At 71.2% G+C, this 20,479-nt stretch carries 19 protein-coding genes; 10 read left to right on the top strand and 9 right to left on the bottom strand.

Going from position 1 to position 20,479, the window contains the following annotated elements; all coding sequences use genetic code 11:
• Position 1: 1 nt before the first annotated feature.
• Together AB0I18_RS24080 and AB0I18_RS24075 are read right to left on the bottom strand one after the other, a co-directional pair.
• The gene (locus tag AB0I18_RS24080; RefSeq protein ID WP_363107620.1) at positions 2–1,291 is read right to left on the bottom strand and encodes an LLM class flavin-dependent oxidoreductase; all 1,290 of its coding nucleotides are present in this window, start codon (positions 1,289–1,291) and stop codon (positions 2–4) included.
• A gap of 75 nt (positions 1,292–1,366) precedes the next feature.
• Complete coding sequence (locus AB0I18_RS24075) at positions 1,367–1,483, bottom strand: putative leader peptide (RefSeq protein WP_363107619.1); 117 nt, start codon at positions 1,481–1,483, stop codon at positions 1,367–1,369.
• A gap of 330 nt (positions 1,484–1,813) precedes the next feature.
• Here AB0I18_RS24075 and AB0I18_RS24070 point away from each other — a divergent pair, with 330 nt between their 5' ends.
• A complete protein-coding gene (locus AB0I18_RS24070) occupies positions 1,814–2,848 on the top strand; it encodes an alpha/beta fold hydrolase (protein WP_363107618.1) in 1,035 nt (344 codons plus the stop codon).
• Between the two features lie 57 nt (positions 2,849–2,905).
• Here the strand turns inward: AB0I18_RS24070 and AB0I18_RS24065 are convergent, their stop codons facing one another.
• Positions 2,906–3,148, bottom strand: coding sequence for a hypothetical protein (locus AB0I18_RS24065; RefSeq protein ID WP_363107617.1), 243 nt, complete (start codon positions 3,146–3,148; stop codon positions 2,906–2,908).
• Positions 3,149–3,339: 191 nt separating this feature from the next.
• The gene (locus tag AB0I18_RS24060) at positions 3,340–4,401 is read right to left on the bottom strand and encodes a helix-turn-helix domain-containing protein (RefSeq protein ID WP_363107616.1); all 1,062 of its coding nucleotides are present in this window, start codon (positions 4,399–4,401) and stop codon (positions 3,340–3,342) included.
• Positions 4,402–4,675: 274 nt separating this feature from the next.
• Here AB0I18_RS24060 and AB0I18_RS24055 point away from each other — a divergent pair, with 274 nt between their 5' ends.
• On the top strand, positions 4,676–5,257 hold the full coding sequence (locus AB0I18_RS24055; protein ID WP_363107615.1) for a hypothetical protein: 582 nt from the start codon (positions 4,676–4,678) through the stop codon (positions 5,255–5,257).
• Between the two features lie 74 nt (positions 5,258–5,331).
• Here AB0I18_RS24055 and AB0I18_RS24050 read toward each other — a convergent pair whose 3' ends face one another.
• A complete protein-coding gene (locus tag AB0I18_RS24050) occupies positions 5,332–5,901 on the bottom strand; it encodes a DM13 domain-containing protein (RefSeq protein ID WP_363107614.1) in 570 nt (189 codons plus the stop codon).
• A gap of 545 nt (positions 5,902–6,446) precedes the next feature.
• On the opposite strand from AB0I18_RS24050, the gene AB0I18_RS24045 reads away from it, so the two are divergent.
• Genes AB0I18_RS24045 through AB0I18_RS24025 form a run of 5 tightly spaced genes read left to right on the top strand, consistent with a single transcriptional unit; the run spans position 6,447 to position 13,686 of the window.
• Positions 6,447–8,084, top strand: coding sequence for an NAD(P)-binding domain-containing protein (locus AB0I18_RS24045; RefSeq protein WP_363107613.1), 1,638 nt, complete (start codon positions 6,447–6,449; stop codon positions 8,082–8,084).
• Positions 8,085–8,091: 7 nt separating this feature from the next.
• Positions 8,092–9,240 carry an alpha-hydroxy acid oxidase gene (locus AB0I18_RS24040; protein WP_363107612.1) on the top strand — a complete coding sequence of 383 codons (1,149 nt, stop codon included), beginning with the start codon at positions 8,092–8,094 and terminating at the stop codon, positions 9,238–9,240.
• A complete protein-coding gene (locus AB0I18_RS24035; protein WP_363107611.1) occupies positions 9,237–10,733 on the top strand; it encodes a cytochrome P450 in 1,497 nt (498 codons plus the stop codon). The genes AB0I18_RS24040 and AB0I18_RS24035 overlap by 4 nt, the downstream gene beginning before the upstream one ends.
• Complete coding sequence (locus AB0I18_RS24030) at positions 10,730–12,028, top strand: cation:proton antiporter (RefSeq protein ID WP_363107610.1); 1,299 nt, start codon at positions 10,730–10,732, stop codon at positions 12,026–12,028. The genes AB0I18_RS24035 and AB0I18_RS24030 overlap by 4 nt, the downstream gene beginning before the upstream one ends.
• Positions 12,025–13,686, top strand: coding sequence for a thiamine pyrophosphate-dependent enzyme (locus AB0I18_RS24025; protein WP_363107609.1), 1,662 nt, complete (start codon positions 12,025–12,027; stop codon positions 13,684–13,686). The genes AB0I18_RS24030 and AB0I18_RS24025 overlap by 4 nt, the downstream gene beginning before the upstream one ends.
• Before the next feature lie 73 nt (positions 13,687–13,759).
• On the opposite strand, the gene AB0I18_RS24020 is transcribed toward AB0I18_RS24025, so the two are convergent.
• Positions 13,760–14,401 carry a DUF305 domain-containing protein gene (locus AB0I18_RS24020; protein ID WP_363107608.1) on the bottom strand — a complete coding sequence of 214 codons (642 nt, stop codon included), beginning with the start codon at positions 14,399–14,401 and terminating at the stop codon, positions 13,760–13,762.
• A gap of 99 nt (positions 14,402–14,500) precedes the next feature.
• Positions 14,501–14,938 (bottom strand): DUF6153 family protein, encoded by a 438-nt coding sequence (locus tag AB0I18_RS24015; RefSeq protein ID WP_363107607.1) that lies wholly within the window; start codon positions 14,936–14,938, stop codon positions 14,501–14,503.
• Positions 14,939–15,108: 170 nt separating this feature from the next.
• Here AB0I18_RS24015 and AB0I18_RS24010 point away from each other — a divergent pair, with 170 nt between their 5' ends.
• The gene (locus AB0I18_RS24010) at positions 15,109–15,486 is read left to right on the top strand and encodes a BlaI/MecI/CopY family transcriptional regulator (protein ID WP_363107606.1); all 378 of its coding nucleotides are present in this window, start codon (positions 15,109–15,111) and stop codon (positions 15,484–15,486) included.
• Positions 15,487–15,572: 86 nt separating this feature from the next.
• Here AB0I18_RS24010 and AB0I18_RS24005 read toward each other — a convergent pair whose 3' ends face one another.
• Positions 15,573–16,562, bottom strand: coding sequence for a hypothetical protein (locus tag AB0I18_RS24005; protein ID WP_363107605.1), 990 nt, complete (start codon positions 16,560–16,562; stop codon positions 15,573–15,575).
• A 207-nt stretch (positions 16,563–16,769) separates the two neighbouring features.
• Here AB0I18_RS24005 and AB0I18_RS24000 point away from each other — a divergent pair, with 207 nt between their 5' ends.
• Complete coding sequence (locus AB0I18_RS24000) at positions 16,770–17,057, top strand: cation transporter (protein ID WP_363107604.1); 288 nt, start codon at positions 16,770–16,772, stop codon at positions 17,055–17,057.
• A 33-nt stretch (positions 17,058–17,090) separates the two neighbouring features.
• Positions 17,091–19,355: a heavy metal translocating P-type ATPase gene (locus AB0I18_RS23995; protein WP_363107603.1), complete on the top strand. Its 2,265-nt coding sequence runs from the start codon at positions 17,091–17,093 to the stop codon at positions 19,353–19,355.
• A gap of 69 nt (positions 19,356–19,424) precedes the next feature.
• Here the strand turns inward: AB0I18_RS23995 and AB0I18_RS23990 are convergent, their stop codons facing one another.
• Positions 19,425–20,456 (bottom strand): medium chain dehydrogenase/reductase family protein, encoded by a 1,032-nt coding sequence (locus AB0I18_RS23990; protein WP_363107602.1) that lies wholly within the window; start codon positions 20,454–20,456, stop codon positions 19,425–19,427.
• Between the last annotated feature and the right edge of the window lie 23 nt (positions 20,457–20,479).

Here is a 20,479-nt window from a genome sequence, read left to right as displayed (position 1 = left end):
CTCAGGCGGTGGTGACGGCGTCGGCGGTGTCGGCCGGGTTGGCGGCCTTGGCCGGGTCCGCTGCGGCGTAGCGGTTGGCGGGTCGGGCGAGTCCCAGCAGTCCGCGCAGGGTGTCGGCCTCGTACGAGCGCCGGAAGGCGTCCCGGCGCTGGAGTTCGGGGACCAGGCCTCGCGTGATGGCGGGGAGGTCGTGGCCGACCACGGCCGGGCGCAGCCGGAAGCCGGTCAGTCCGGCTTGGCCCAACTCCTGTAGCACGTCCGCCAGTTGGGCTGGGGTGCCGGTGAAGATCCTGGCGTCGCTGCGGTACGGGTGACCCGCGAGGGCGTCGAGGCGCTCCCTGCGGGCCGCGGCTACGGCGGGGTCTTCGTCCAGGAAGACGACGAGGTCGCCGAAGAGGTGCAGGGGCTCCTCCGCTCGCCCGGCCGCGTCCTGTTCGGCGCGGACCGAGGCGACGACGGCGCGTGCCTGGTCGGCGTCGTGCGGGGTGACATACCCGATGTCGGCCGAGCGGCCCAGCAGCCGGAACGGCGCGCCGGTCGCCGACTCGTGGGCGAGGGCGCCGACGAGCGGCTGACCCTGCGGCGGCCGGGGTGTGATGGAGGGGCCCTTGACGCTGAAGTGCCGGCCCTCGAAGTCGATGTAGTGCAGCCTGTCCCGGTCGATGAAGCGGCCGGTGGCGACGGACCGGATCTCCGCGTCGTCCTCCCAGCTGTCCCACAGCCGCCGCACCACCTCTATGTAGTCGGCGGCTTCGTCGAAGAGGTCGGCCGTCAACTCCCGTACGGCCGGGCTGTCCAGGCTTTCGCCGTCCTCGCCCCGGATCCGCGGGAACGTGCGACGGCCGAAGTGGGCGGCCTCGTTCCGGCGTGCCGACACCTGGACCCGTACGCCCGCGCGGCCGGTGCTCACATAGTCGAGGGTGGCGATCGCCTTCGATATGTGGAAGGGCTCTGTGTGGGTGGCCACCACGGTCGGCACCAGTCCTATGTGGCGGGTCAGTGGGGCGACGCGGGCGGCGATGAGGACCGCGTCGAGGCGGCCGCGGACCTGGTCGGTGCGTCCGTCGGGTTCCGTGGCGTGCGAGGACTGGAGTCCGAGCGCGTCCTCGATCGTCACGAAGTCGAGGAGACCGCGTTCGGCCTCGGTGACGAGGTCCGCCCAGTATCCGGCGGTGAACAGGTCCCGGGGGCGGGCCACCGGCTCGCGCCAGGCGGCCGGGTGCCAGCCGGCGCCGTCGAGCGCGACGGCGAGATGGAGTGCGGAGGGCAGGGCAGAAGGTGCTGAGGACACGGGAGATGTGCCTTCCTGATCGACCGTACGAGGAAGCCGGCCCTCAGAGGGAGGGTGCGGCCCAAGGGCTACAGGTCAGGAACGACAGAGCGCGCCGGCCACGCGGAGCAGGTCGATGTGCGGCCTGGTGTACAGGTGCACGCGGCGGCGCGGGACGAGCGTCGCGACGGGGCGGCGGGACACGGTTCGCACCTGCGCCACCTCCACCCTTCCGGCTCGGCGGACCCGTGGTCCGGCCGGCCTCGCGTTCGCGGTCCCGGATCGGGCACCGCTCGGCCGTCAACGAGCACAACGGTACAGCTGTGTGATTTCTTCCTGGTGCCCGGTCCGGAACACCCGCGGCCGGGTCGGCGTCACCTTCCGGCAGTTCACCGAGTACGGGCTGCTCGTTCTCCCTCGGCTACGTGTGGCTGCGCTACTTCGCCCTCGCCCGCGCCCGACGAACGGCCCGCCTTCTTCCGGAGCCGCCCCACATCTCGCCGACCGCCCCACAGCACGGCCGGTCGGGGGATAATGGGCCGCATGCGGTTACGGGACATGGCCCGGGTCGCCGCCGGGCTGCTCCTGGTGGCCGCTGTGGGCTGCACGGGGGACGGCGACACCGACACCGCGCCCACCGACACGACGCCGCCGGCCCGGGCCGCGACCGAGACGCCGAGCAGGACACCAAGACCGACCGCGTCTCCGGCCAACCCGGTGTCCATTCCGGGCCTGATCGCACGCGAGCACCGGGGCTCGGACCTCCGGCTCGGCGACGTACGCGCCCGGACCGACGCCTATACCGGGTACGAGGTGACGTACGAGGCCAACGGGCTGACGATCTCGGGAATCATGAACATCCCCCGGGGCAAGGGGCCCTTCCCGGCGCTGGTGCTGGCGCACGGGTACATCGACCCAGCCGTCTACACCAGCGGCCGCGGACTGGCACGGGAGCAGGAGCTGTTGGCCCGCAACGGCTATGTGGTCCTGCACACCGACTACCGCAACCACGCCCGCTCCGACGACGACCCCGACAACGACGTCAACCTCCGCCTCGGCTACACCGAGGACGTCATCGGCGCCGTCAAGGCGCTGCGCGCGTCCGGTCGTCCGGAGATCGACGGCGACCGGATCGGCCTGCTCGGGCGGTCGATGGGCGGCGGCGTCGTCTACAACACGCTGGTCGTGGCCCCCGGTCTGGTCGACGCCGCCGTGGTCTTCGCACCGGTGAGCTCACGTCCGGCCGAGAACATCGACCACTTCCAGCGCGGTGACGGCGACCCGGTCGTCGCCGAGATCGACGCGAAGCACGGCACCCCCAAGGAGAACCCGAGGTTCTGGAGGGAAGCCTCGCCCGTCACGTACTTCGACCGGGTGACCGAGCCACTGCTGATCCACCACGGCACCGCGGACGAGTCCTGTCCCATCGCCTGGTCGAGGCAGACGGTCGCCGCGCTCAAGGAGGCGGGCAAGGACGTCGAGTTCCGGGTGTACCAGGGCGAGCGCCACACGTTCGCACCGCAGTGGCCGGCCTCGATGGACGCGACAATGGCGTTCTTCGACAAGCGCCTGCGCTGAGCCGTGACCGCCGCGGTGCTCACCGACGGCGCTCGCCGGCGTCAACGCTTCGAGTCCCTACCGTCCCCCGCTGCCACCGGTGCCGCCGTTGTCGAGGCGGTCGATTCCCCCGGCCCCGCCTATGTGGTTGAGGGACCGGGCATGGCGGCGCGCGTCCCGGATACCGCGAGTGGCGGCGGCCTCGATCCGGTGCGCCTCCGGGCCGAGTGCGGGCCGTCGGCGGTCCCGCCGGACGAGAACCACCGTCGCCCAGGCCACGATCGTGGCCAGCACTCCGCCGGTGATCACCACGAAAAACATCGCTCCCCCATCCCCCATGGGCCCGTGCCAGTGTGATCCGGGGCCCGCTGCCCTGTCCCCCTGTGCGGCTTGCACGGCGGGACTCTGACCCACACTCCATCCTGTGCGCTCTGCCGGTCCGGAGCAATGGCCGTCATAAGCAGAGTCGGGTTCTGGATGGCTGCCGGGCCTCGGCCAACTGGAGGGCTCCGTCACACTTCCCTGTCCGGCCAACCCAGCAGCCGCGCGCCGATCACCGCGGTCTGCAGGGTGTAACGGTGCACGGGATCCGCCGGGTTGGCGCCGGTGACCTTGTGGATGCGTTCCAGCCGGTACGTGAGCGCACGCACGCTCAGATTGAGGCGACGGGCCGCCTCGGCCGCGACGCACCCCGTGTCGAAGTACGCGGCCAGCGTCTCGATGAGGGTTCCCGCGCCACCCCGCACCGATCTCAGCGGACCCAGGGTGTTGAGTACGAGGTCGGCCATCGCCTGCCGGTCGCGGGTGAGTACCGGATAGACGAGGAGGTCCACGGCGCGCAGCACGGGTTCGTCGAGATGCAGCCGGGCGGCCAGGTCGAGAGCGTTGAGGGCCTCCTCGTAAGAGTGGACGACGCCTCCGGCGCCCGGGTGAGGGCGTCCGATGGCCACCTGGCCACCGTCGGTGGCCGCGTGTGCCTGTTTGGCGAAGAAGGTCAGCACTTCCTCCTGGTCACTGGGCGCGACGCAGATGAGCCGGCCTTCCTTGGTGGTGAGCAGGATGCGCCGCTCACCGAACCGGCTGACGAGTGCGCTCTCCACGTGCCGGGTGGCCGGATGGGCGTCGTCGACCGGTTCGCGGCTCTGGGCCACGGCGACCGCGTGGGCCCCGGAGAGGAGCAGCCCGAAGCGTACGGCGCGCTCGGCCAGCCGTCCCAGGTCACTCCGGCCGTAGAGCAGGTCGTCGATGAACTCCCGGCGGGCGGCCTCCTCCTGACGCACCGCGAGCTTCTGCGCCCGCTCGTGCCCTTCGGCGAAGGCGTCCACCGCCTGCTCGACCGCGGCCAGCAGGCGGCCGCTCTCGGCGGGTGTGGGACTGGGCCAGGCTTCGCGGGTCGCGGACAGATGCCGTCGCACGAGGGCCCGCAGTCCGAACCCCGCCTCCGCGGCCCGCTCTCCCTGGACCCGTAGCGACTCCAACTCGTCGCGGGTCAGGCGGCGGCCGGTGGCGCAGACGTCGGCCAGGATCTGGGTGTACCCCGCCACATACTCGTCGGGGATCTCCAGCCGTGTCACGCGCTCTCCTCTGCCCTTGACGCGCCGATGACGTCTTCCTGACGCACGGTAGACAAGAGTGGCAGACCCGACAGGTGCATCTGTTCGAATGAGCGGAACATTCGCCCGTCTCCTCGTTTCGTATCCGACCGCCAGGTCACGAGCTCGTACAACCGGCTCCTCATCCGCTGTCCGCTGGAAAGCATGCTCGTCGGGATCTCACCGGGGACTTCTCGCCGTCTCGGTAGCACACTGGAGATGTGCTGTCGGTGCTCACACAAGGGGGTGTCGGCCCGTGACGGCGTCACGATGCGCGAACGTGCGGTGGTGGCGGTGGCGACGCAATCCGCTCAGGCGGCGCAGCGACGTCCTTGAGGCCTGGATAGTGCTCGCCGGGTGGGTGCTGGCACTGCTGGCCGGTCTGCTCGCGGGCCTTGGAGCGGCGGCCGCGGTCGAGGCGGACGCCGACCGGCGGCGGGCCGAGAGCCGCGCGGTCTCGGCCGTGCTCGCCGAGAACGCCGAGGGCGAGGTCCTCGCCCGGGTGGGCAGCGACCAACGGGTGTGGGCCACCGTCCGCTGGACCGCGCCGGACGGCTCGACCCGTACGGACGAGGTCAGGGTGGTTCCCGGTACCCCGGCCGGTGACCGGGTCACCGTGTGGACCGACCGGAGCGGCGCGCTCACGGCCGCGCCCGTCGGCGCCGGGGAGGCACGGCTCCACGCGGCCCTGCTCGGCGTGCTGGCGTCGGCGAGCGTGGGCGGGGTCGTACTGGGCGCCGCCTGGCTGGTGCGTGCTCGCCTGGACCGGCGGCGCATGGAGCAGTGGGACGCGGAGTGGGAGCGTATCGACACCCGGTGGGGGCGGAAGACAGGCTGACGCCCTGACCGCGCCCGCGACACCCGTCGGCGCTCAGCCCTCGGCCCTTGAACCAACCCCCACCGGACTCAGGCTCAGGCCCGGGCAAGCTCCGCCGCGCCGAACGAGACGTCGAAGCGGTCGCACCAGATGCTCACGCTCGTATAGGCGGCCGGGTCGACGTCGGCGGGCAGGGCATAGTTCTGGTCGCCCTTGTTGCCCTTCAGCTTGCCGAGGCTGACGTACTTGCCGTCGTCGAAGACGCCCCAGCCGGCCCGGCCCTCCTTCACGGGCGCGTCGGTCAGCCAGACGCGCAGGTCAGGACCGTTGCTGGTGTCGAGGCCCTCCAGCCGCAGGATGTGCGAGCCGTCGGCCAGCCGGATCACCTTCGCCGTGCCGGACGTCTCGTGTTCGTGACTGATCAGGCCACCGCTCGCCAAGGTCTGCGGACCTGCCGGTTCGACCGGTTCGGCCGACGTGGAGTCCGAGGGGGCCGCCGCGGGCGTCGGCGTGCTCGCCGCCCCGGGAAGAGCCTCCTGTACGGTCTCGTCCTCCCACAGCTTCCACGGCTGGAACCAGTACAGCCCGACACCGACAGCCACGATCGCCACCGTCAGCAACCCCACGACCAGCGGTTTACCCAATGCCCTGAACACGCGTCCCACCCCAGCCGGTCTCTCGGATTCCGTCGATCCCATTCAACGGGGTCGGCGGCCCCGCCAACCCCGGCCAGGAGATGACGGAACTCTTACGGCTCCCCGGGCGCCGCGTCCGCGATGGCGCAATACGGCCGTTGCCAACGTGTTCTTCCGGTCACTACGGTTCCGCTTGAGGATTCAACGAGAGGTCTTGAGAGGTCAGACGGCGAAGGGTCCGTTATGCCCGTGACGTCCCGTACGACTGCACCGCCCTCGGTCACCGCAGCAACCAGCACCGTTTCCCGAGCCACCCTCCGAATCAGCACGCCAAGACCACCACGGTCACGTCACTGATCTCGAGCGCTCCGCCCCACCGAACGTCCCCGCATCGCCGCTGAGCCGGTCCCCGCCGACCGGTCCGCGCCATTCAGCGGTCCCCATCACGGTGCTCCCGGCCGACAGCACGGGCGCTCACCGCATCGCCGCGCCCGGACGCCGCCCCCGCACGACGGCGCCCGCACCACATACCGCCGTCACGCGCGCATCCATGCCAGCAGCAGAAGGAGAAAATCGTGCGGAGCAAGCTTCTTGACCACCTCGTTGTCGGCGGCGGTCCCGCGGGACTCCAGCTCGGTCAGTTACTGCAGGCCGCCGGGCACTCGTACCGGATTCTGGAGAGCGGCAGCGCCCCGGGCACCTTCTTCCGGACCTTCCCCCGCCATCGCACGCTCATCTCCATCAACAAGCCGCACACCGGTACCGACGACCCCGAGCTGAACCTGCGGATGGACTGGAACTCCCTGCTGTCCCCGGACCCCGGCCTGCTCTTCACGCGCTACAGCAAGCGCTACTTCCCGCACGCCGACGACCTGGTGCGCTATCTGGCCGACTTCGCGGAGGCCTTCAAGCTGGACATCGCGTACGACACCCGGGTCGAAAGAGTCCGGCGCGAGGACGACGGCCACTTCACCGTCACCGACCAGCACGGGCACGAGCACCACGCCCGGCGGCTGATCATGGCCACCGGACTCACCCTGCCCAACACCCCCGACATCCCCGGTATCGAGACCGCCGACGACTACGCCACCGTCTCCGTGGATCCCGAGGACTTCACCGACCAGCGCGTGCTGATCCTCGGCAAGGGCAACTCCGCGCTGGAGACGGCGGACAGTCTCGTCGAGACCGCGGCGGTGATCCATGTGGCCGGACCGCATTCGATACGCATGGCCTGGAACACCCACTACGTCGGCCATGTCCGCGCCGTCAACAACAACTTCCTGGACACCTACCAACTCAAGTCGCAGAACGCCCTGTTGGACGGCGAGGTGCTGTCGATCGCCAAGGACGGCGACGCGGCGGGGGCTGCCGGTCGGTACCGGGTGCGGTTCAGCTTCTCCCGGGCCGACGAGGTCGTGAAGGAACTGAGCTACGACCGGATCATCGTGTGCACCGGCTTCCGCTTCGACGCGTCGGTCTTCGGCCCCGGCTGCGCGCCCGAGATGGCCATCAACGGCCGTTTCCCCGCCCTCAGTCCGGCGTACGAGTCGGTGAACGTGCCCGGCCTGTACTTCGCCGGCACGCTGATGCAGCAGCGCGACTTCAAGAAGTCCACCGGCGGGTTCATCCACGGCTTCCGTTACGCCGTACGCGCCCTGAGCCGCATCCTCGACGAGCGCCATCACGACCGGCCCTGGCCCCGGCTGCCGCTCGACCCGGCGCCTGCCGCGCTCGCGGACGCGGTGGTGGCCCGCACCAACCGCAGCTCGGCGCTGTGGCAGCAGTTCGGCGTGCTCGGGGACCTGGTGGTCATGGTGCCCGGTGAGCAGGCCCGCTACCACGAGGAGGTGCCGGTCGAGCACGCCCACGGCAGTCAACTCACCGAGGGGCGCGACTACTTCACCGTCACCCTGGAGTACGGCCCCGACCACGACAAGGTCGACCCCTTCGACATCACCGTGCGCCGCACCGCCCAGAACTCGGTCGACGACGCCTTCGACGCCTCCTACCTGCACCCGGTGATCCGCCACTTCCGGGACGGTGAACTGCTCGGCATCCATCACATGGCCGAGAACCTGGAGAACGAGTGGGACGACCCGGAGGTTCATCACGCCCCGCTCGCCCGCTTCTTCGCCCGCGAACTTGAGGTCTCCGGAACGGCCGCCGAACCGGATGGCGAGCCGGCCGTCCGGCCGGCCACCGCGGACCGGTGACGCCGCCATGATGCTGAACGTCCGGGACTTCGAATCCGCGGCGACGGCCAAACTGGACCCGGTCTACGCCGACTTCATCGCCGGCGGGGCGCGCGACGAGATCACCGTACGGGCCAACGAAGAGGCGTTCACCAGGCTGCGGCTGCTGCCCCGCGTGCTGCGCGGCAGCGCCGAACGGCAGCTGGGCGTCACCCTGTTCGGCGGTCGCGCCGACCTGCCGGTCCTGCTGTCGCCGACCGCCTTCCACAAACTCGTCGACTCTGAAGGCGAATTGGCCACCGCACGTGCCGCTGCCTCAGCCGGTGCGATCATGATCGTCAGCATGGCGTCCACGGTGGCGGTGGGCGAGGTCGCCGACGCGGCCCGTGCCGTCGGCGGAGATGTTCCCCTCTGGTTCCAGCTGTACATCCAGCCCGATCCTGAGATCACCGACGCCCTGGTGCGCCGGGCCACCGACGCCGGATGCACCGCACTGGTGGTCACCGTCGACTCCGCCGTGCTGGGCGCGAACGAACGCAACCGCCGTAACGCCTTCCACGACCTGCCGCCCGGTCTGCGCTGCGAGAACCTGGTCGACCTGCGGGACGGCGAGAGCGGACACGTACGGCAGATCGCCATGTCCCCCGAGCTCTCCTGGGACCACATCGACCGGCTGCGCGAGACCACCTCGCTGCCGATCCTGCTGAAGGGCGTGCTGCACCCCGAGGACGCCCGTCTGGCGGTGCGGCACGGTATCGACGGGCTGCTGCTGTCCAACCACGGCGGCCGACAGCTCGACACCGTCCCCGCCACCCTCGAACTCCTGCCGGAGATGGTCGCCGCGGTCGGCGGCCGGATCCCGATCGTGCTGGACGGCGGCGTGCGGCGGGGCACCGACGTGGTCAAGGCGCTGGCGCTCGGCGCGTCCGCCGCCGGGATCGGCCGCCCGGTGATGTGGGCGCTGGCCGAGGGCGGTGAGCAGGGCGTACGGCGGCTCCTCGAGCTGTTGCGCGAGGAGGTGGACGACGCCATGGCGCTGTGCGGCGCGTCCGGCCTCGCGGACCTGACACCGGATCTGGTCCGGGCCCCGGCGTGGGGGCCGGGCTGGGGCCAGGCCCCGGTGGACCCGCTATCGGCCGGGCCGCGGGACGCCTGGCACGGCGGGGTGACGCCATGAGCCGCAAGCGATGGCTGATCGCCGGTACGGCCACGGCCGCGGCGGCGAGTCTCCCGTACTGGCTGCCCAGGTCGGTGGTCGCGCTGCGCGTCCGCATCTTCGCCCGGGTCAACGGAGAGGAGGGCATCCCCGCGCCCAGCCGGGAGGTGCCCGCCGAGGAGTTCAAGCAGGTGTACGGGCATCCCGCGGCCAACGGCCGCAGTCGGGGCGCCGCGCTGTCCGACCTGTTCTGGTACTGGCTCTCGCCCGGCCCCGAGGTGCACCAGGAACACCTGGAACCGGGTCCGCGCTACGACGAGGTGGCCAGGACGACCCGGCAGATCCTGGCCGGGCTCTCCAGAGAGCAGTGGACGGAACTGGTCGGCCGCTGCACCCGCCGCGTTCTCGACGAACTCGATGAACGCGACAACCGCGACGAACTCGGCGGCCAGGAAAGGAAGTTCGCCACCCGGTCGCATCAAGCCCGGTCGCGTCAAGTCCGGTTGCGCGACCTGATGATGCCGGTCTGGGCCGAGGTCTACTACGAGGTGGTCTTCCGCGAACCGTGCCCGCGCCACGTCCGGGACCTGATCGTCGGCAACGCCGACGACGTGGTCAGCGCCCTGAAGTGCACGAGCCTGCGGCACATGGACCGACGGGAGCGGCTCACCGCGTATCTGCGCGACCGGCTCGCCACCGCTCCCCCGCCGGTGCCGCTGCCGTCCCTGTTCTCGGACGAGGAGAAGGCGTACTACCTCCAGGGCACCTTCTTCAACACCGCCGTCGTGCAGATGTCGGAGGGGATGGCCCATCTGCTGCTCGCACTCGCCACGCACGAACCGGTGCAGGAACGGCTGCTGGCCGAGGAGCACGACGCCGGCTATCTGGACCGGGTCGTCAACGAGACGCTTCAGCACTTCCCGCTGTTCGGTGTGGCCCACCGGATCTCGACCGGCGAGATCCCGCGGAACGGACAGCCGCCCATCCCCTCGGGCTCGGTTCTGCTGTTCAACTACCCCGAGTACCAGCGGTCGGGCACCGCCGCCCACGAGCGCTTCGACCCGGACCGATGGCTGTCCGCGGCCGACCGGCCCGCGTCCTTCATCCCCTTCGGGGTGACCGCCAACCGACCGTGCCCGGCCCGCGGCTTCGCCGTTCTGACCATGCGGGTCGCCGCCGAGGAGGTGCTGCGCCGCTTCCGGCTGGCCTCCTCGGCGGAGCACACCCGGTCGCTGCCCAGCCGTGGTCCCTGTCTCCTCGTTCCGCGCACCACCGACGGGGTGGCCTGGGGTCCGGCCCGCCGGACGGCCCGGCTCACAGCGATGCGGCTCGGCGACCGCTGGGCCGGGATCCCGCGCAGTCTCGTACAACTCGTCCTGGGCAGCTACATGGTGTGGGACGCGCGGCGCCAGGGACTGTGCCGGAACCACTTCGCCGCACTGCCGTCCGACGACCTCGAACCGTCCGCCGCCTCCGGCAGCCCACGGCAGCCGCTGGGGAGGGCCGGACGATGACTCCCACAGAGCTCGCTCCCGCGTTCTTCGCGGCCGCCGTCGTGATCCTGCTGACCTGCCGTCTGGTCGTCCTGGTGGCAGCCCGCTTCGGCCAGCCGCCCGTGGTCGGCGAGATGATCGCCGGGGTGCTGCTCGGCCCCTCCCTCTTCGGGCTGCTCGCCCCCGGAGTGTCCGACGCGGTCTTCCCGCCGGAGCTGAAACCGGTGCTGTACGTGGCCGGGCAGATCGGTCTCGTGGCGCTGATGTTCCACGCCGGATACGAGTTCAGGGCACACGCCGGCCGGGGACTGGCCGGCACGGCCGTGGCGGTCTCCTCGGCCGGAGTGCTGGTCCCGCTCGCACTGGGCGTGGGACTGACCGTCGCGGCCCACGGCCATGTCGGCATCTTCGTGGACGGTGTCTCGGTCTGGGTGACGGCCGCGTTCGTCGGCGTCGCCCTGGCGATCACCGCCTTCCCGATGCTGGCCCGGATCATCACCGAACGAGGGCTGTCCGGGACCAGGCACGGCTCGCTGTCCCTGGCCTCCGGGGCCACCGACGACGCGGTCGCCTGGATCCTGCTCGCCGGGGTGCTCAGCGTGGCCTCCGGCGAGGCGGAGCCCATCATGAAGGCGGTCGGCGGCTCGCTGCTGTTCGTGGCCGTCATGCTCCTGGTGGTACGCCATCTCCTTGCCCGGATCATGACCCGGCCCGGCCTCAGCGCCGAGACCCGGCTGCTGTTCACGATCGCCGTGCTGTTCTGCGCCGCCTGGTTCACCGACATCATCCAGCTGTACGCCGTGTTCGGGGCGTTCAGCGTCGGGATGGCCATGCCGCGCGGCGAGGCGTCCGAACGCGTGGTGCGCACCACCCAGTCGGTGACCCAGGTGGTCTTCGTCCCGATGTTCTTCACCTACTCCGGTCTGAACACCCGGTTCGACGTGTTCGCCGATCCCGCCGTGATGGCGTTCGGGGCGGCTGCCGTCGTCCTGGCCGTGGCCGGCAAGTTCGGCGGGTGCTGGGCGGCCGCCCGGCTGCGCGGTGAACCCGGCGCGGTGGCGGTCAGGGTCGGCACGCTGATGAACGCCCGTGGGCTCATGCAGCTCATCGCGCTCAACATCGGGCTCGCGGCCGGCATCGTCAGCGACGAGCTGTTCGCGGCCCTGGTCCTCGTCGCCCTGGTGACCACGGTGATGACCGTGCCCGTACTGAACTGGCTGGACCGCCGGGACGCCAGGTCACGGCCGGTGGCCGGGGCCGAGGGCGACGGGGTCGGCGAACCGGAACCCGACGAGACCAAGGCGGCCACCGCATGAAACTGAGCGGCGCGGAGGCGCTGGTCGGGCAGTTGGAGCGGGAGGGCGTCCGCCATGTGTTCGGCGTGCCGGGCGTCCAGCTCGACCACGTACTGGACGCCCTGGCCCGCGCCCGGGACGCCGGCGGGCCGATCAGCTACATCGCGGCCCGCCACGAACAGGGCGCGGCCCATATGGCGGAGGCGTACGCACGCACCACCGGACGGCCCGGCGTCTGTCTGGTGGTCCCCGGTCCCGGCGTACTGAACGCCCTGACCGCCGTGGCCACCGGGTACGCCTGCTCGTCGCCCATGCTGTGCGTGGCGGCCGACATCCCCTCGGCGCTGTCCGGCCGGGGCCTGGGCATCCTGCACGAACTGCCCGACCAGGACGGCGTGTTGGCCTCGGTCACCAAGTGGTCGGCGCGGGCCGAGTCCGCGGAACGGATCCCCGGTCTCGTACGCCGGGCGGTGCGGGAGTCGCGGTCCGGCCGCCCGAGACCGGTGGCGCTCACCATCGCGACGGACCTGTTGACCGCACGCGCGGACACCCGCCTGGCCGACCCGGCTCCGGACGGCGACCGGCCGGAGCGGCCCGAGGAGGCGTCCGTCGCGGAGATCGCCGCCGTACTGCGGGCCGCCCACCGGCCCGTGCTGTACGCCGGCGGCGGCGTGCTCGCCTCGCGGGCCGGTGCCGCGCTCACCGCGCTCGCCGAGGAACTGTCCGCCCCGGTGGTCATGAGCCGCAACGCGGGCGGCGCGGTGCCCGCCCACCACCCGCTCGCCTTCTCCAGCCTCGCCGCCCCCAGGCTGCTGCCCTCGGCGGACATGGTGCTGGTCGTGGGCAGCCGCTTCATGTCCCCGCGCGGCACCGCGCTGCCCACCGCCCCCGGGGCGAAGGTCGTCCTGGTCAACGCGGACGCGGCCGACCTGGGGCCGCCGCGCCGGGCCGACGTCACGCTGCTCGCCGACGCCCGTACGGCACTGGACGATCTGTGTGCCGTACTTGCCGTACTGAACGGGAACGGCGGCGGCTCGCAGTGGCAGCCCGGTGAGCTGGCCGAGGTGCGTGCGTGGTGCGCCCGGAAGGTCGAGAGCGTCGAACCCCAGTGGTCGTACGTCCGCGCCCTGCGGGAGGCGATCCCGGACGACGGCTTCCTGGTCAACGAGCTGACCCAGGTGGGCTATCTGGCCGGCGTCGGCTATCCCGTGCACACCCCGGGGACGTTCGTCACCCCGGGCTACCAGGGCACCCTGGGCTACGGCTATCCGTCGGCCCTCGGCGTGAAGGTGGGCCACCCGGACCGGGCCGTCGTCTCGGTCAACGGGGACGGCGGCTTCTCCTGGAACATGCAGGAGCTGGCGACCGCGCGGAAGTACGGCATCGGCGTGACGGCGGTGGTCTTCAACGACAACGCCTACGGAAACGTCCGGCGCATCCAGGCGGACGAGTTCGAGGGCCGGTTCATCGGCAGCGAGCTGGCGAGCCCGGACTTCGTACGGCTCGCGGAGTCGTTCGGGGTGCCCGCCGTCCGGGCCGGGAGTCCGGCCGCGCTCGCCGGGGCGCTCAAGGAGTCCCTCGGCGAACCGGGGCCGTCCCTGATCGAGGTTCCGGTGGGCGAAATGCCCAGCGTGTGGCCCCTGTTGCTGGGCGGCGCGCCCGGTTCGGTCCGGGACTGAACAGGAAGCGACGCAGGCCATGCCCAACAGCCCCCAGGCCAGCGGGGGTTGCTGGGCATGGCCTGCCGATGAGTCAGCTCTTGTCGAGCATCTTGTCCATCTGCTCGATCTCCGCCGTCTGGGCCGCGATCACGTCGTCCGCGAGCTTCGTCGCCGGACCGTACTCGCCGTCGGCCTTCTCGGTCCTGGCCATCTCGATGGCACCCTCGTGGTGGTCGACCATCATCTCGAGGAACATCTTGTCGAACTCGGCGCCGGACGCCTTGTCGAGCTTGTCCATGTCCTCGCTGCTCATCATGCCGGGCATGGACGGCATGTCATGGCCCTCCATGCCCTCCATCCCGGACATGTCCGCGGGGACCTCCTCGCCCCAGGCCTTGAGCCAGCCGGACATCGTCTTGATCTCCGGGTCCTGCGCGCCCTTGATCTTCGTGGCGAGGTCCTTGACCTCCTGCGAGGAGGCACGGCTGTCGGCCAGGTCGGCCATCTCTACGGCCTGACGGTGGTGCTGGATCATTTCCGTGGCGAAGGAGACGTCCGCGTCGTTGTGGCCGCCGGCCTCGGCCGAGGCGGTCGCGGACTCGCCGGAGCTCGACTCGGAGTCCATGGACCCCATGTCGTGTCCCCCGCCGCCACAGGCGGTCAGCACGAGGGCGGCCACTCCCGCGGTCACGGTGAGGGCGGTACGGCGAATGAGCGTGCGCTGCGCTGTCATGGTTGAACTCCTGGAACGGATTCGGTGAAGGGCATGCCGGTGCACGGCGCCGCGCCTCGGGGACATGCCTCGTGGGCGTACGGCGTCGAGCGGGCCGCTCTAGATCCGCAGGAGTTGGAGTTCGGAGAGTGAGGGTGGCGCCCGGCCACCGTGGGGACCGCTGCCGGTCGGCAGGGTGCGCGCATCAGGCACCCCGGCACAGGCCGCCACGTCGGGCAGCAGGACCGGCATCAGGGCGGGAGGCCCGGCGACGGACGTGGAGGCACACGTCGGATCCGCGTGCACGGCGTGCCCCGTACAACCGCCCTCGTCGTGATCGCAGACGTCCGGCGCGGACGCCATGACGCCCATGGGTTCGGTCGCCGCCGTCCGCGGGTGACCGGAGGCGGCAGTCATGTCCGGGACCGGGCCGAGACCGTGCATGCCGAGCAGGCCAAGGAGCAGAGCGCAGACGAGCAGGCCACCGAACCGCACGGTGGACTGCGGTCGGGCGAGCTGTCCGAGGCGGGTCACCACCTCATCGTAGGCACGGTCCATCGGTCCCTTACATCCCTGCCGCCACTGGAGCAAACACGAAGACACCATACCCGTCCGGGGTATCAGCCTCTTCCTCGGGGGAGGAATCGCGCCGGACGTACTCGAAGGGTGACGGTTCCTGCCGTCTACTATGGCCCTGCGTATATCGGTGGCGGAAGGAAGTCAGGGCCATGCGGCGGCTGGGGGACCTCGAGGCGGAGATCATGGACCGCCTCTGGACGTGGAACCGCCCGGCGACGGTGCGCGAGGTCGTCGACGACATCAACAAGGTCCGCCCCGTCGCGTACACCACGGTGATGACCGTGACCAACATCCTGTACTCCAAGGGCTGGTTGCTGCGCGGTAAGCAGGGCCGTGCCTGGCTGTACACGCCGGTCCGCAGCCGCGAGGCGTACTCCGCCGCGCTCATGGAGGACGGTCTCGGAGCCAGCAAGGACCGGCCGGCGGCACTGGTTCACTTCGTGGAGAACATGTCCGAGGACGAAGTGGCCGCCCTGCGCAAGGCTTTGCGGAACGTGGCACGACAGCCCAAGCAGGAGTCCAGGTAACCCGGGTAACAGGGACTCCTGCGCGCAGATCTCCGACTACTACCTATGTGCTTAGTACCCGGCAGCAGCCGGAGATGCGATGCGCCTCAGTGTCCGTGATCACTCGACGGCTCTTCCGTCTCGCCCGCGTGCCCGTCCGCGGCCTTGCCCGAGGCCTCGTCCGCGGCCGTCGCCGCTCCGGTCCGGACGGTGAACGCGGCCGTGCGGACCACGCCCTCGTGCTTGAAGTCGAGGAAGAGGCGGTACGAGCCGGCGCTGGGCGCGGTGGCGGTGAACGAGATGCCGGGGCCCGGCTCGGTCCTGCCGTCACCCGGTTCACCGTTGGGGTGGACGTGCAGGTAGGCGAGGTCGCCGGCGCGCAGGGCGACCAGATGACCGTAGGCACCGAGGTAGGGCTGGAGGTCGGTGACGGGCTTGCCGTTCCGGGAGACCGTCAGATTCACCTCACCGGCCGCGCCCGGCCGCAGTCCGCCGGCCAGCTTGACCTCGTAACCGTCGACCTTGGCGGCGGCGCTCGGCGCCGGCAGCCCCTTCGGCTCGTACGGGCCCGACGCGGCCAGGTCGGCGCCGAGCGTGAGGTTCTCGGCCCCCTTCGCCCCCGGCGTGAAGTCGGCGAAGACCCGGTAGTCGCCCGCCCGGGGCAGCTCGACGGGGGTGCTCCAGGTGCCGTCGGCGGCGCGGGCGGGGTGCAGGTGGCGGTAGGTGCCCAGATCGCGTGAGGCGAGGATGAGGTGGAGCTCCTTGTCGTGCTCGCGCTTGTACGAGGTCACGGCGCGGCCGTTCTTGTCGCGGATGCTGAAGCGAAGTTCGGTGCGCTGTCCGGCCTCGACGCGCGGGGTCCTGAGGTCGAGGGTGTAGCCGGTCTCGGAGATCTGCAGTCCGCCGGCCGGGGCCGGCTCCTGCCCCGCACGGCCGCCGCCTCCCTCCGTGGTTGGTGATGTCTCGCTGTGGCTGTTGTGGCTCGTGGATCCGCCGTCCGCCACGACGGGGTCGATGCCCTGGCCGACGCCGTAGGCGGTGCCGAAGGTCGCGGCGAGCGCGGCGGCGAACACGGTGATCTTCACTCCGGTATTCATGGCCATCTCCTGGGGGAACCGGGGCCCGGCTTGGGATGCGAGGCCCTTCACGCACCCCAAGGTACCCCTGGGGGGTATAAAGTCAAGGCGATCGGACCACTTGCGCCAGATACCCCATGGGGGTATACAGGGTGTCGACGGGGGTACCCCTCCCCCGTATGCAACCTATCCGAGCCGGACTGCGACAGCACCCACCAGGAGGAACCCATGTCTTCGTCTTGCTGCTCCACCGACGGAACCTGCTCGACCGGCACCACCACCGGCCGGTCGACGGCCACCGAAGGCATCACGACCACGTACGCCGTCGCCGGGATGACCTGCGGCCACTGCAAGGCCACGCTCACCACGGTGATCGGTGAGCTGGACGGTGTGACCAAGGTCGACGTCGACCTCGACACCGGCCGGGTCACCGTCGACAGCGCCACCGAGCCCGACGACACCCTGATCGCCGAGGTCGTCGACGACGCCGGCTACGAACTCACCGGCCGGGCCTGACCCGGCACCACTCCCCCCGTACGAGGAGCAGCCATGACCACCACCACGACCGGCGCCGCCGCCGAGGTCGAGCTCGCCATCGGCGGCATGACCTGCGCCTCGTGCGCGGCGCGTATCGAGAAGAAGCTCAACCGTATGGACGGCGTCACCGCCACCGTCAACTACGCCACCGAGAAGGCCAAGGTCGCGTACGCCGACGAGGTCTCCGTCCAGGACCTGATAGCCACCGTCGAGGCGACCGGCTACACCGCGCAGGAACCCGCTCCCGTACGGGACAGGGCCGAGGGCGGTGCCGAAACGGCGGCGGCGGACGACGAACTGCGGCCGCTGCGCGAGCGGTTGGTCACCGCGGTGATCCTGGCCGTCCCCGTCATCGCGATGGCGATGGTCCCCGCGCTGCAGTTCGAGTACTGGCAGTGGCTGTCCCTGACGCTGGCGGCGCCGGTCGTGACGTACGCCGCCTGGCCCTTCCACAAGGCGGCGTTCACCAATGCCCGGCACGGCGCGGCCACCATGGACACGCTGATCTCGGTCGGCACGTCGGCCGCGTTCGCGTGGTCGCTGTGGGCCCTGTTCTTCGGCACCGCGGGCACGCCCGGCATGACGCACCCCTTCGAACTGACCATCTCCCGCAGCGACGGGGCCGGGAACATCTACCTGGAGGCCGCGGCCGGTGTGACGGCCTTCATCCTGGCCGGGCGGTACTTCGAGGCCCGCTCCAAGCGGAAGGCGGGCGCCGCACTGAAGGCCCTGCTTGAGCTGGGCGCGAAGGACGTCACCGTGCTGCGCCCCGACGGCGGCGAACAGACCATCCCCACCGCCGAGTTGAAGGTCGGCGACCGTTTCCTCGTACGACCGGGCGAGAAGATCGCCACGGACGGGACGGTCGTCGAGGGGTCGTCGGCGGTGGACGCCGCCATGCTCACCGGCGAGTCCGTGCCGGTGGAAGTGGGGGCCGGCGACTCGGTGACCGGTGCCACGATCAACGCGGGCGGGCGTCTGGTCGTGGCGGCCACCCGGGTCGGCGCCGACACCCAACTGGCCCGGATGGCCAGGCTGGTGGAGGACGCGCAGAACGGCAAGGCCGCCGCCCAGCGGCTCGCCGACAAGATCTCCGCGGTCTTCGTACCTGTCGTCATCGCCCTGGCTCTGGGCACGCTCGGTTTCTGGCTGGGCAACGGCTCCGGACTGACGGCCGCCTTCACCGCCGCGGTCGCCGTGCTGATCATCGCCTGCCCGTGCGCCCTGGGCCTGGCCACTCCGACCGCGCTGATGGTCGGCACCGGACGCGGCGCCCAGCTCGGCATCCTCATCAAGGGCCCCGAGGTGCTGGAGTCCACCCGCAAGGTCGACACCATCGTCCTCGACAAGACGGGCACCGTCACCACCGGCCGGATGACCCTGCTGGCCGTGCACACCGCGGACGGCACCGAGGAGGCCGAAGTCCTGCGGCTGGCAGGCGCGTTGGAGCACTCCTCCGAGCACCCGATCGCCCGCGCCGTGGCCGACGGAGCCCTGGCGAAGCTGGGCTCACTGCCCACGCCCGAGGACTTCGCCAACGTCCCCGGACTCGGCGTACAGGGCATCGTCGAGGGCCACGCCGTCCTTGTCGGCCGCGAGCGGCTGCTCGGCGAATGGGCCATGGAGCTTCCGGCCGACCTGGAGCGGGCGAAGACCGAGGCCGAAGCGTCCGGGCGTACCGCCGTCGCGGTCGCCTGGGACGGTGAAGCACGGGCGGTCCTCGAAGTCGCCGACGCGGTCAAGGAGACCAGCCCGGAGGCGATCACGCGGCTGCGCGCCCTCGGCCTGACACCGATCCTGCTGACCGGCGACAACAAGGCCGTGGCCGAGTCGGTCGCCCGGGAGGTCGGCATCGACGCCTCGGACGTCATCGCCGAGGTGCTGCCCCAGGAGAAGGTCGACGTCGTCAAGCGGCTCCAGGCCGAGGGCCGTTCGGTCGCCATGGTCGGCGACGGCGTCAACGACGCGGCCGCCCTCGCCCAGGCCGACCTGGGTCTGGCGATGGGCACGGGCACCGACGCCGCCATCGAGGCCGGCGACCTGACCCTCGTACGGGGTGACCTGCGTGCCGCGGCCGACGCCATCCGCCTCTCCCGCCGCACCCTCGGCACCATCCGCTCCAACCTCTTCTGGGCCTTCGCCTACAACGTGGCCGCCCTGCCGCTCGCGGCGGCCGGCCTGCTCAACCCGATGATCGCCGGCGCGGCCATGGCCTTCTCCTCGGTCTTCGTCGTCGGCAACTCCCTGCGGCTGCGCTCCTTCCGCGCCGCCGGCTGAGAGCCTGTGTCTGAACCCCCAACCCGTGAGCCGGGTCCGGACGAGGCGTTCGCACCGTCCGGGCCCGGCTCACGGTGTCAGCACCACCTTTCCGGTGACGGTGCCGGACTCGGCCAGCCGCAGGGCGTCCGCGACGCGGGCGAGCGGCAGTCGGGCCGCGACCTGGGCGGTGACCTCGCCGCGCTGCAACGCCGCGAAGACCTGGGTGAGGTCCGCCCGCAGACGGGCCCGGAAGCGGTCCTTGCCGAAGGCGCGTCCGGCCCAGACGTTGAAGAAGTACGCGCGCCGGCCGTTCGGCAGGCTGTTCCACAGCCACACCCGGCCCAGGATCTTCAGTACGGGCAACTGCTTGGAACCGGAGTCGTCGCGGGTGGCGGCGCTGCCGTAGGAGACGAGCGTGCCGCCGGGCGCGAGCAGCCGCCAGGAGTCCGTCACGCTCCGCCCGCCGACGTGGTCGAAGACGGCGTCCACACCACCGGGTACGAGCTCGCGGACCCGGGCCGGGATGTCCTCGGTGCGGTAGTCGACCGGGGTCACGCCCTGCTGCCGGAGCGCGTCGTGGTGGCGGGCGGAGGCCGTGCCGATCACCCGCACCCCGGCGGAACGGGCCAGCTGGACCAGCAGGGTTCCCACGCCGCCGTTGGCGCCGTGGACGAGGATCGTCTGCCCGGCCCGCACGCGTGCCTTGCGGTGCAGCATCTGCCAGGCGGTGACGCCGTTGACCACCGCGGTCTCGGCCTCCGCGGCGCCGACGCCGTCCGGCACCGCCACCACGTCGGCCGCGTCCAGGGCCACGTGGCTCGCCCATCCGCCGGTCTTGGTCAGCGCGGCCACCCGCTTGCCGACGAGGCCGGGCTCGACGCCTTCGCCGGCCGTGAGCACCGTACCCACCAGGTCGTAACCGGGTACGAAGGGGAAGGGCGGCTGGTCGTAGTACCGGCCGCGGCGCATCTGCTGCTCGGCGAACGAGACGCCGGTCGCCTCCATGGCGATGACGACCTGGCCCGCGCTCGGCACCGGGATGGACCCGTACCGCAGTTCGAGCCCGTCCGGCTCGACCGTGCCCGGCAGGACCACCTCGACGAGTTCTGCTGTACCCATGACTACCTCCGTCAGTAAGATGC

Source organism: Streptomyces sp. NPDC050704 (assembly GCF_040654355.1).
Classification (GTDB): Bacteria; Actinomycetota; Actinomycetes; order Streptomycetales; family Streptomycetaceae; genus Streptomyces.
Note: the sequence above shows the minus strand (reverse complement) of the source record. Positions and strands in the feature narration are given on the sequence as shown.

Coding starts and splice junctions, on each gene's coding strand:
- AB0I18_RS24070 (WP_363107618.1), top strand. CDS start 1,814: ATGCGGTTACGGGACATGGCCCGGGTCGCCGCCGGGCTGCTCCTGGTG.
- AB0I18_RS24065 (WP_363107617.1), bottom strand. CDS start 3,148: ATGTTTTTCGTGGTGATCACCGGCGGAGTGCTGGCCACGATCGTGGCC.
- AB0I18_RS24040 (WP_363107612.1), top strand. CDS start 8,092: ATGATGCTGAACGTCCGGGACTTCGAATCCGCGGCGACGGCCAAACTG.
- AB0I18_RS24035 (WP_363107611.1), top strand. CDS start 9,237: ATGAGCCGCAAGCGATGGCTGATCGCCGGTACGGCCACGGCCGCGGCG.
- AB0I18_RS24030 (WP_363107610.1), top strand. CDS start 10,730: ATGACTCCCACAGAGCTCGCTCCCGCGTTCTTCGCGGCCGCCGTCGTG.
- AB0I18_RS24025 (WP_363107609.1), top strand. CDS start 12,025: ATGAAACTGAGCGGCGCGGAGGCGCTGGTCGGGCAGTTGGAGCGGGAG.
- AB0I18_RS24020 (WP_363107608.1), bottom strand. CDS start 14,401: ATGACAGCGCAGCGCACGCTCATTCGCCGTACCGCCCTCACCGTGACC.
- AB0I18_RS24015 (WP_363107607.1), bottom strand. CDS start 14,938: ATGGACCGTGCCTACGATGAGGTGGTGACCCGCCTCGGACAGCTCGCC.
- AB0I18_RS24010 (WP_363107606.1), top strand. CDS start 15,109: ATGCGGCGGCTGGGGGACCTCGAGGCGGAGATCATGGACCGCCTCTGG.
- AB0I18_RS24005 (WP_363107605.1), bottom strand. CDS start 16,562: ATGAATACCGGAGTGAAGATCACCGTGTTCGCCGCCGCGCTCGCCGCG.
- AB0I18_RS24000 (WP_363107604.1), top strand. CDS start 16,770: ATGTCTTCGTCTTGCTGCTCCACCGACGGAACCTGCTCGACCGGCACC.
- AB0I18_RS23995 (WP_363107603.1), top strand. CDS start 17,091: ATGACCACCACCACGACCGGCGCCGCCGCCGAGGTCGAGCTCGCCATC.
- AB0I18_RS23990 (WP_363107602.1), bottom strand. CDS start 20,456: ATGGGTACAGCAGAACTCGTCGAGGTGGTCCTGCCGGGCACGGTCGAG.